Genomic DNA, 255 nt, shown 5'->3' on the forward strand with positions numbered 1-255 from the left:
GCTGTGCAGCCTGCCGCTTTACCATGTCTTCACCTCTCAGGAGCCTTCCATGCTTTCCAGACTAGGAATTGGCCATAAATTGCTGTTACTTGTCTTGCCTTTCGGTGGCGCGGCGTGTGTATTGGGTGTGACATTGTCACTGCAGCGCTATGAGGTGTTCTCTGAAATGCGTAGCGCACAGGAGCTGGTTGCTGTTGCAACGCAAAGCGCCAACCTGATTGATGGTTTGCAGACCGAGCGAGGATTAAGTAATGG

General features: G+C 52.2%; 1 pseudogene. It reads left to right on the plus strand.

Annotation, left to right across the window (positions count from 1 at the left end):
- Positions 1–49: 49 nt before the first annotated feature.
- A pseudogene (locus tag ACZ9XP_RS18060) lies at positions 50–255 on the plus strand (methyl-accepting chemotaxis protein); the annotation flags it as partial.

It is taken from the genome of Vogesella perlucida, from assembly GCF_979366545.1.